Annotated in this window: 8 protein-coding genes; 1 reads left to right on the plus strand and 7 read right to left on the minus strand. The window is 58.6% G+C overall.

Annotation, left to right across the window (positions count from 1 at the left end):
• The coding region (locus AC1VTH_RS04165) for an XdhC family protein (protein WP_481334858.1) at positions 1-788 on the minus strand (788 nt) is incomplete at its 3' end.
• Between the two features lie 2 nt (positions 789-790).
• Positions 791-1585: a selenium-dependent molybdenum cofactor biosynthesis protein YqeB gene (yqeB, locus tag AC1VTH_RS04170; RefSeq protein ID WP_481334859.1), complete on the minus strand. Its 795-nt coding sequence runs from the start codon at positions 1583-1585 to the stop codon at positions 791-793.
• 109 nt (positions 1586-1694) lie between these two features.
• Here yqeB and yqeC point away from each other — a divergent pair, with 109 nt between their 5' ends.
• A complete protein-coding gene (gene yqeC, locus AC1VTH_RS04175; protein WP_481334860.1) occupies positions 1695-2495 on the plus strand; it encodes a selenium cofactor biosynthesis protein YqeC in 801 nt (266 codons plus the stop codon).
• A gap of 806 nt (positions 2496-3301) precedes the next feature.
• Here yqeC and AC1VTH_RS04180 read toward each other — a convergent pair.
• From AC1VTH_RS04180 to AC1VTH_RS04200, 5 genes are all read right to left on the minus strand, one after another.
• Positions 3302-3994, minus strand: a complete 693-nt coding sequence (locus AC1VTH_RS04180; protein ID WP_481334861.1) for an Abi family protein — start codon at positions 3992-3994, stop codon at positions 3302-3304.
• A gap of 219 nt (positions 3995-4213) precedes the next feature.
• Entirely contained in the window at positions 4214-4486 is a 273-nt protein-coding gene (locus AC1VTH_RS04185; RefSeq protein ID WP_481334862.1) for a helix-turn-helix domain-containing protein, read from the minus strand.
• Positions 4487-4682: 196 nt separating this feature from the next.
• Complete coding sequence (locus AC1VTH_RS04190) at positions 4683-5579, minus strand: DUF4238 domain-containing protein (protein WP_481334863.1); 897 nt, start codon at positions 5577-5579, stop codon at positions 4683-4685.
• Positions 5580-5622: 43 nt separating this feature from the next.
• The gene (locus AC1VTH_RS04195) at positions 5623-8796 is read right to left on the minus strand and encodes a type I restriction endonuclease subunit R (RefSeq protein WP_481334864.1); all 3174 of its coding nucleotides are present in this window, start codon (positions 8794-8796) and stop codon (positions 5623-5625) included.
• 10 nt (positions 8797-8806) lie between these two features.
• Positions 8807-9629: restriction endonuclease subunit S (locus AC1VTH_RS04200; protein ID WP_481334865.1), on the minus strand; the 823-nt coding region annotated here is incomplete at its 5' end.

Here is a 9629-nt window from a genome sequence, read left to right on the forward strand (position 1 = left end):
CGGCGCTTGTTGCGGCTGCCCATACAGCCAAGGTAGCAGGGGTTATGGCGCACGGCCTGGGCCACGACCTGCTCGTCTGCCACATGCCCGTGGGTCATCACGATCACGTAGTCGCGCGGGGTAAGCTCGATTCCTTCGTCGATGTTGGCAAAGTCGCCGAGAATGACGCGGCTCGCGGCCGGGAAGTTCTCGGGCTTGGCAACGTCGGGACGGTCGTCGAACACCGTGACCTCGAAGTCAATCGCGGCAAGCGCGGGCACCAGTGCGCGGCCCACGTGTCCACCGCCAAAGATCACGGCGCGCTCGGCCGCCGCGACCGTCTCGACAAAGACGTCGCCCTCGAGGTGGGGCTCGCCGGCGTGGGTCGGCACGTCGTCAGGCTCGTAGGTGGCCACGGGCTCGGGAGCGCTCCAGTCAACGAGCAGCCGGCCCGTGCGCCCGGCGTCGGCGGCGTCGAGCGCGGCGGTGAGCGCCACGAGGTCTGCCTGGCTCAGGGCACGAACACCCAGGTCCTGGGCCCCGCCACAGGCGATGTCGACGATGCCGCGCTCCATCGTGACGCGGCGCGGGCGGCCGTCGAGCAAGCACTCGCGCGACATCTCCTGGCAGCGCAGCTCGGGCGTGCCGCCGCCCACGGTGCCCAGCAGGGTGCCGTCCTCGAGCGTGAGCATACGGGCGCCGGCGTGGCGCGCGGCCGAGCCACGCGTGGCGAGCACGACGCACTCGACCACCTTGCGGTCGGCCTCGAGCTCCCCGGCAGCGGCGCGCAGCAGCGAAAATCCCTCCATGGCTAGCCTTCCAGACGCGACGTGAAGTGGCAGATGGCCTCGAGCACGCCGCCGCCAACGGCGCGTGCCTTGTCCGAGGCGGTGAAGCAGTGGGCGCGCTCGCAGCGCGGGTCGATGTCGCCGGACTTCATGCCGGCCGTGACCTCGACGCCCTCCTGGAGCAGGCCGCGCAGCACGCCGTCGATGGTGCAGGTCATGGGCACGCCGGCAACCGTCGCGGCCACCTGGCCCGCGCGCACGACGTCGCCAATCTGCAGTACCGGCTCAAAGACGCCGTCGACCGGGGCGCGCAGCACGCGGTCGGCGGAGTGGCCGGCGATGACGCCGGGGATGCCGGTGTTGGGCGCGGCCGGGCCGTCGAGAATGACCTGGCCCAGGTAGTGGCCACGCTTGGTCTCGACCACGGCGTGGCAGTCCCTACCTGCGGTAAAGCCAGGACCCACGCCAATGACGACGGGCGCCATGTCGCGCGTGGTGCCCAGGTTCTTCTTGGCGAGGATGGCGTCGACGAGCACCGCGGGCTTGAGCTCGGCGGCGCTGGCGCCTGACGGGTCGACGACCACGGCGACGTCGCCGTTCACAACGATGGTGCGAGCCTCGGCCAGGTTGTGGGCAAGGCGGGCGCGGATGCCCTCGACCTCGCACGTTCCCAGGCGGATGGCCTCGGAGAAGCAGACGGTCCTACGGATGGAGGTGGGGATGGCGAGGTCGCACATGACAACCTTGCAGCCGGCGCGGTGCAGGCGAATGGCGATGCCGGTGGCGATGTCGCCCGCTCCTCGAATCTCAACGAGCATGGTCTCTCACGTCCCTTTCGTGCGTCACAATGGTGGTGCGAGACGGGCGCGGTATGTCTGCGAGGACAACGTGCTACCCGCCAATACTCACTATAGGTTAGGTTGCCTGATGAATTGTCTTGACGCCCTTGGGTTTTCCGCGAGCGTGATGGCCGAGAAGAGCGGCGCGCGCGTGCTTGGCGACGCGCAGGTCGAGAAGGGCGCGGCGCCTGTGCTGGCCGCGATTGGCGGCGGCGGCAAGACGACCCTCTTGCGCGCGCTGGCAGACGAGCTGCGCGAGCAGGGCGCGCGCGTGGTGCTCGCGACCACGACCCACTTCATGCCCTTTGATGGAGTCGAGACCGTGAGCTCGGGCGATATGGGCGAGCTGGCTCGCGTGCTCGAGCGAGACGGCATGGCGTGCGTGGCGGCTCCGGCGGCCGGGCGCGCAGGCGCGGCGGGCAAGCTTGGCCCCTCCCCCATTGCGCTCGACGATCTACGGCTTCTTGCGGATGCCGCGCTCGTCGAGGCCGACGGCTCCAAGCGCCTGCCGCTCAAGCTGCATGCGAAGCACGAGCCCGTGGTTCCCGCAGGTAGTGCGAGCGTTGTCTACGTGCTGGGGGCAAGCGGGTTTGGCCAGCCGCTTGCGCGGGCGTGCCACCGCGCGGAGCTCGCGAGCGAGCGACTGGGGATTGGCGGCAGGGAGCCCGCGACGCCCGAGCTCGTGGCGCATCTGCTTGCTGACGAGATAGCTCGCGGCATCGTGACGCCCACGCATGTGATCGTGAACCAGGTGGAAGACGAGGCCGCGCGCGAGCAGCCGCAAGCGTTCACAGCCGAGCTGCAGCGCCTCGGCGTGGCGCTCCCCGTCCTCGCAGGATCGATCCGCGAGCATGAGCTGGAGCGAGTAGCGGCGCCGCTCGACAAGTAAATGCGATTTCTTGAAGCTAATTCCAAGAATGACGGGGCTGCTTACAAGCCACGCCAGTTACCTGCAGTTTTGCTCCAGCCTCACGCGAGGCTATTCGCACATCGCTAACCTGGCTTCAAGAAATCGAAACGACTGCCAACTCGCGAGAGCGGTGGCGCAGTTCCCCGGCGCGCCTGCATCGGGCCAACTAACGAAAAACCGCAGCAAGTGAGTACCCTCCCGTGACTTTGGCGAGTAGCCGGCCAATCAGGCCTCGTTCAACAGCGGTTTTGCCGTCAGAAAACGAGCCCTACTTGGCAAATCACGGAATAGGCTACTCACTTCGCGTAGCTATTTGGCGTCACCCATTACACGTCAGACGCTCAGAGCCCACCTCTACGGCTCCACATGCTCCAGCAGGTATTCCCTCATATAAGGGATGGCAAAACTGACCCTGCCATACCCTGCGCCCACGATGAAGCCAGCGTCAATCAGACGCTTGCGATACGAGCCGACGGACGAAGGCGAGGATTCCGCGCTGTCAAAGTTCCGGAGCGCAGCAGCAACACCCTTCCGGAACCTTCTCACAACGCTCCCAACCAGAATGTTTAACAAGTTGAACAAGCTTTAACAGCTTTAACAGAGACGTCCGCAACTGCAGGGCATTAAATTGATCAACGAGTAGTTGGCCCACGCGCGCCGGCGGCGAAGCGGCAGCCGCGCCAGGACATCGACCGAGCGCTTGGCTGCAAGATAGGCCAGGCCACAGAGATACCTCGGCCGCAGCACCCATTAGACCGCAACGGCGCAAGGCGCCGGGCTCTCCTTTAGATACTCGTCGACTGAGCAACGATCTCCGGCTTCGTTGTAGACATATCCGCAGGCATTCGGCTCGAGTAACGAAAACAGCGAGCCGCACTCCGGCACGCTCTCAAGGTTGGACCAATAGAACCTCCCGATACAAAGAGATGCTCATGGTGGGCAACACGATTGCGGACCCTGTTAATTCCAGCAATTTGGGCGTTGATTTCGCTGCGAGGTGATCCCTTTGGCCAAGCCTTGTGAACGGACGGAATCCATAAGTCGCGCTCATGGCTCCGGTCGGTCATATGAGCCCAGAACCCAAGCGTAAGATTTGAAATGACATCATCGGCGGTTACGCTCTCTCGAAGCCCATCCTTCAGATGGTCGATTATGTTTCGGTTCAATCGATTGGCGTCGTTAACTAGGCCCCTCTTGTTCGTCCTGAGAATTGGCTGCCTCACTGGAGACGAATCATCAAACAGCCAGTGATCCAGCCCATGCCACGTCGAGGATATTGCTCCGTCATAGGCATTTCTAAGGGCAATTTCAAAGAACGAGACGTCTCTCAAGACGGCTTGGGCGAGGCCAATGTTCCAGAGATAGAGCTCGAACGCCAGGGCATCATCGCCACTTGCGGTTTCAAGGTACTTTCCATATCTAGGTGCAGAGAGCCAGGCTTCCATATGCTCTCGCTCAATCCGTGGAGTTTCCAGCATAGACGCCCTATCGAAAAAAAATTGAGCCCCGGCGACTTGAATCAGCGGTCGTCCCGGGGCTAACTGAATTGATGCTAGCACGCGAGGCAGAGCCGGACCAACACAACATTTGTTGCTCAACGAATTCCCGAGAAGGTAGGCTTATCTATCAGGTGGGATATCGCGCAGCACGCAGGAGCAGATGACGAGAAAGGTGCACAGTGCGCATCCCGCAAGGCGTCAGACGAAGCTGATCCGCAGCTTTCGTCCAAGCCCGCGGGCGATCTTCTCAAGCGTCTCGACCGAGGGGTTGCCGTTTCCATTCTCGAGCCTGCAGAGGTTCGACTGCTTGAGACCGCTACGCTCGGCAAGCTCCTTTTGGCTCAGCCCCTCCGCCAGGCGTGCTTCCACGATGCAACGCGCCACCTCGCGCTCGGATGCTTGGTCATCCCACTCCCTCTTGAAATCGGAGTTCTCGAGCTCTCGCGCAAGATGCTCCCTGAGGTCACTCATTTCTTCTCACCCAATCGTCCCTTAAGCGAATTGCTCGGTCTATCTCACCGTGCGGCGTCCTTTGAGTCTTCTTGACGAAGCCGCTTGTGACGCGCGTTCTGGGGCACCGTAGTAGCCTTCAGTAATTATCATATATGATAATTACACTGGCTGGGCAATATGGGAACCTGCATGGAGAATGGATTCGTAAACCACGCTAATTACGCGTGGACGCAAGTTTACAATCACGAACAGCAAGCTCAAGGGGGCCTCTAGCGCTCGCTATGGCTAAATCCAAATGTGGGCAGCTGAGAAGCAGCAGACGATTGAGGAGCATGACCTCGGAGACATCGAGTCTCATATATATGGGCAAGGTCATCAGGTTAGAAAAGAATGCGGCATAAGTGCTGCTTAGAGGCATATAGGCGATGTCAAAATCATAGGAGTCATCATCTGGCCCCGTAACGAATAGCGGCATCGAGGTTGTAACGAACCTCATACCGACGGACGCCTTGAGAACCGTAAGCCGCTTTTGTGCAAGTGCCCTGCAAATCTTGGTGCGAGGCACCGCCTCATCGTTTGAAAACAAGAGCGCCGACTGAGCGGCCAGCTTCATAAGAGCGGAGTAATCACCTCGCCAGTCACTTTCCTCGAGCACCGCAAGTTCGGTCGCGTTGAATTGGTTGCTGTTCTTGAATTTGAGCGCGAACTCCGACACATCCTCCAAATCAGCGCGCATAACCTCCGGATGACGCACGATGAAATTCACAGCAAGTGAGCAAATCGCCAACCTACCGGCGTCAAACCGACCGCTTCCAAACTCCTCTTTGGCCACGCAATCAAGGAGCTGGACGTACGCCGCTGCAAGTTCGTCCTCCATCTTTGAGAGTTTCTTCTCAATGAAGTTTGGAAGATAGAATCTATCTGAATCCGAGCTGTCCTCAGCGGTGTATTCAACTTCATAGAGGTCGCGTTCGGCACAAACGCCTTCAGTCCCGGTGGCAAAGAACCGATCTCCCTCGACACGATATACCTGCAGCTGCCCAGCCGAATCGGCAAAATACCGTAGGTAGAACTGTGGTATCCAATGCTGTTTACGCGTCTTGTTTCCCAATAACTGAGACATATCTACAGCCTTACCACGTCATGTATGATGGCTAGGACTCTTCCCACTTCTTATAGTTCTCGGCCTGCTCCATGACCTTGTCGAAGACTTCCTCGTTCCACTCGGGCGGGTAGCCGTTCTTGTACAGCAACACGGTCAAGTCCATATTCAGCTGGCTCTTGATGTCGTCACGCGTTGCCCAGTCTGCATACTGGGCCTTGTCATCAACAAGCTCCTTGATGGACCGCGCAAGAACCAGGCACTTTTCGTCCGCGAACTCAAACTCGTTATCGTCACGGACCTTAACCAGGATGTCGTAGAATGCCTTCTCCTCGAGCGTTATGCCCATTCCCTTAAACGAATCCTTGTCCTGCTTAATGTCGCGGAGAATATCGAGAAGCTCATCGGACAGCCTGTCAACGAAATCCGAGACGACCTCACTCGTAAACCGAGCTCCGTCGCGAGAGTTGTACTCAGTCACCACCTTTTGCAAGCGCTCATCAAAGTCAAGCGACCTAACCTTGTTTGTACGGCCATAGCTGCGGATAGCCTTACGGACAAGTTTGAGCAGCGCGTTAAACTTGGTGATGGGCAGCTTCACCTTGTCAAGCTCACGCAGAAACTCCTCGCTGTACAGGTCCTCCGGGTCCTGGGCATCCAGGATGCTCTCGACACCCGAACAGCTCAGGGCATCCTTCACCATTCTTTCCACGGTGGCATTCATCACATCTGCGTCGGGGGCGTCACCGATGGTCTGCTTGTAGATGATGGAACGCACGGCCAAGTAGAACTGGGCCATGGCGTCTTCGCGGTCAGAAAGCTCTCCCGAGGGGGCGCAGATGGAATAGGCCTGCTTAAGAACGCGAGCAAGCCCCATATAGCGGTCCTGGAGTTCTTTGCCGCTCTGCACAAACTCAACGGCGTCGTTCAGACACCTCAGACGCTCAAGCGGCGTTCCCTCAAAATAGAGAGGATAGTCAAAGCCCGTCATAAGGTCTTCGAGCATGGCGAGGTGATTGCGGAAGATGCCAAGCGTAACCTCCAGCTCGTCGATGGCTCCGCCGTCATCATCGCCGTAGTCCTTGATGGCCTCCATCATCTTCTCTCTGATGCCAAAGTAATCGACCACGAGACCCATGTCCTTGCCCTCATAGACACGGTTCACGCGACTGATCGTCTGCACCAAAGTGTGCTTCTGCAGCGGCTTGTCGACGTACATCACGGCAAGCGACGGTACATCAAAGCCGGTAATCCACATGTCAACGACGATAGCGACCCTGAAGTTCGAGTCATCGTTCTTGAACTGGTGGTCGAGTTGCGTCCTCCACTCCTTGCTACCGCACAGTTCGTACAGCTCATCAGGATCATCCTTGCCGCGCGTGGCGACGATGTTCATCTTGGCCATGGGCTCAAGATCTTCGAGCTGCTCTTGCGTCAGCTCGTCCTCGTTCTCGGCCTTGCGGGCCACACCCCAATCGGGTCTGATCGCAAGAATCGCCTTGTAGAGGTCATAGGCGTGCATACGGTCGGAACACACGACCATAGCCTTTTGGACCACATTGGGCTTCTGCTCGCAAAGAGCCTCATAGTGCTTGACCAAGTCGGCAGCAAGCTTCTCCAGGCGATCCGGGTCACGAAGGATAATGCTCATGGAGCTCATGGCTCGCATGCTCTCTTCGATCTGCTCCGAGTTCGAACCCTCCTCGGCACACCTGTCGTAGTACTCCTGAATCTTCCTGGCCTGGGCGCCGTCCAGCAAGACACGGGCGAGCCTCGGTTCGTAGGCAATGGACACCGTAATGCCGTCATCACGCGATTGGCGCATCGTGTAGCGGTCAACGAGAGCTCCGAACACGGCGTACGTAGCGTCGATGGGCGTACCGGAGAACCCCGCATAGGTTGCATTGGGAAACGCATCACGCAGGTACTTGGCAAAGCCATACCGGGTGAACGCGCCCTTTTCGTTCATGATCAGCTTGCTGCCTACGCCAGTCTGGGTGCGGTGCGCCTCGTCAGACATGCACACGATGTTCGAACGGTCGGAGAGCAGGCCAGTTGATTCGCAGAACTTCTGAATAGTCGTGATGTAGACGCCGCCACTGGCGCGGTTGCGTAGCGTATCGCCGAGGTCCTCGCGCGTCTCGATGCTGCGGACATCCTCCTCGTGGAGATAGCGCTTGGCAACGACGAATTTCTCCGCAGTCTGAGAATCCAGGTCTTCACGGTCGACAATCACAACAACGGTGGGGTTTCCAAGCTCCTTGGTACGGCGTAGCTTCATCAAGCGAGCAAGGAAGAGCATTACATAGGTCTTGCCACAGCCCGTGGCGCCAAAATAGGTGCCACCCTTGCCGTCCCCATTGGGCCTTAGGTGCGCCACGATGCTGTCGAGCATCTTGTTGGCCGCAAAGAACTGCGGGTAGCGGCAGACGATCTCGCCGCCTCCAGAAGTCTCGTCAGGAAAGAACACAAAGTCGCGCACGATGGCAAGGAACCTGTCCTTGGCAAAGACGCCTTCAATCATGGTGAAGAGCGAGCTGATGCCATTAGCAACGGTATCCTCGTCGTTCGCTTTGTTCCACGAGTAGAAGTACTCATAGGGCGTAAAGCACGTCCCCAACTTGTTGTTGGCGCCATCGCTGATAACGGCAAGACAACAGTACTTCAAAAGCGCGGGGATGCCACGGGCGTAACGCGTGGTAATCTGTACCCACGCGTCATGGATGTCCTTGCTCTCCTCGATGGCCGTCTTGAACTCAAGAATGCAGAGCGGAATGCCATTCACAAAAACGAGCAGATCTGGCCTGCGAGTCTCGATGTTGGATACCGTGTACTGGTTGACGACCTTCATCTCGTTTGCTTCGGCGTTGTCGAAGTCGATGTAGTCGATATGCACGGCAGGCAAAGACGGGTCCTCGCGCACCAGGTCAAAGCCTTCGTTGATTGCCCAAAAGGTCTCGCGGCAGCCGTCGTACAGGGGCCAGCTGGGGAGGTAGACAAGGCGGTTCACGCATGCCTGCAGCTCCGTCTCGGTGAGGTTCGCATTGGCGTAGCGACGGCGGAGGAAGGACCTGAGGTCATCCTTGAGGAGCACGCTGTCATGGCGGCGCTTCAGCTTCTCGCCGTCGACATAGTCATAGCCCTGCTGCTCAAAGAGCTCGATGATGGCGTGCTCGAGCTCGTCCTCGGTGAACTTGCCGCAGTCGTACTTGTAATCCTCGCCCATGGTTACCGTCCTAGCTTACTCGCGCCTCGTCGATAGAGCCCTTGATGAGGATGGGACAAATTTCCTTGAGCTGCGTCTTTAGTCGCTCGTTGATCTCGCTACGTTGACGATAGACCTTGTAGATGTCAGCGATTGCACGCTGCGTCTTGATATCCGGGATGGGTATCTCAACGTCTTGCAAGTCCACCCAGCTAAATGTCTCCCTCGCGCTGCCCCATGAGTGGAAACGTGCGTAGCGGTCGAACTCGCCACGGGAAAAAAAGAGCATGAGATACTCCGGCAGGAGCTTCTCTTCGACGCAGCCGAATACAACGTAGGTCGCAGAAACAAGATAGGTGTCATGCGACTCATTTAGAGCAATCGTTATCTTGTCGCTATTCCGCGAGGTGACCGTAACGAAGGACAGCTGGCACGGTTCAACCGTCTTATAACCAGACAGATTGACGCCATCCATCTTCGCCTTGGTCGGAATGAACTTCTTCAGAACCGAAATACCGCGCACGCTACCTAGTCCAAAGCTACCGCCATTCCGCGTGTCGGACTCAATAACATACGGAGCAATTCGTTCATGCTTACACTCGCGCATCAGCTTTTCGATGTAGCCATCACACGTTAGTTTGAGATCTTCCAGGCCGCGCTCATAGCTTCGCTGGTTCTCGAGCATCGCCTCGTAGACGGCAACGTACTTACGCTGCACCTCGATTGGCGGCAAGAGAATATCTATGTCGCAAAAGACGCCCCAATCAAGATTTGCGCGAACACTTCCGTCACTCAAAAACCAACCAAGGCGATCCTTTTCATTTGAATTGAAGAGCATAAATAGGTATTCGGGC

Source organism: Parolsenella sp., assembly GCF_982402205.1.

Bases quoted from the DNA above. Each gene is read 5' to 3' on its own strand.
- AC1VTH_RS04180 (WP_481334861.1), bottom strand. From the start codon at position 3,994: ATGCTGGAAACTCCACGGATTGAGCGAGAGCATATGGAAGCCTGGCTC.
- AC1VTH_RS04185 (WP_481334862.1), bottom strand. From the start codon at position 4,486: ATGAGTGACCTCAGGGAGCATCTTGCGCGAGAGCTCGAGAACTCCGAT.
- yqeB (WP_481334859.1), bottom strand. From the start codon at position 1,585: ATGCTCGTTGAGATTCGAGGAGCGGGCGACATCGCCACCGGCATCGCC.
- AC1VTH_RS04195 (WP_481334864.1), bottom strand. From the start codon at position 8,796: ATGGGCGAGGATTACAAGTACGACTGCGGCAAGTTCACCGAGGACGAG.
- yqeC (WP_481334860.1), top strand. From the start codon at position 1,695: ATGAATTGTCTTGACGCCCTTGGGTTTTCCGCGAGCGTGATGGCCGAG.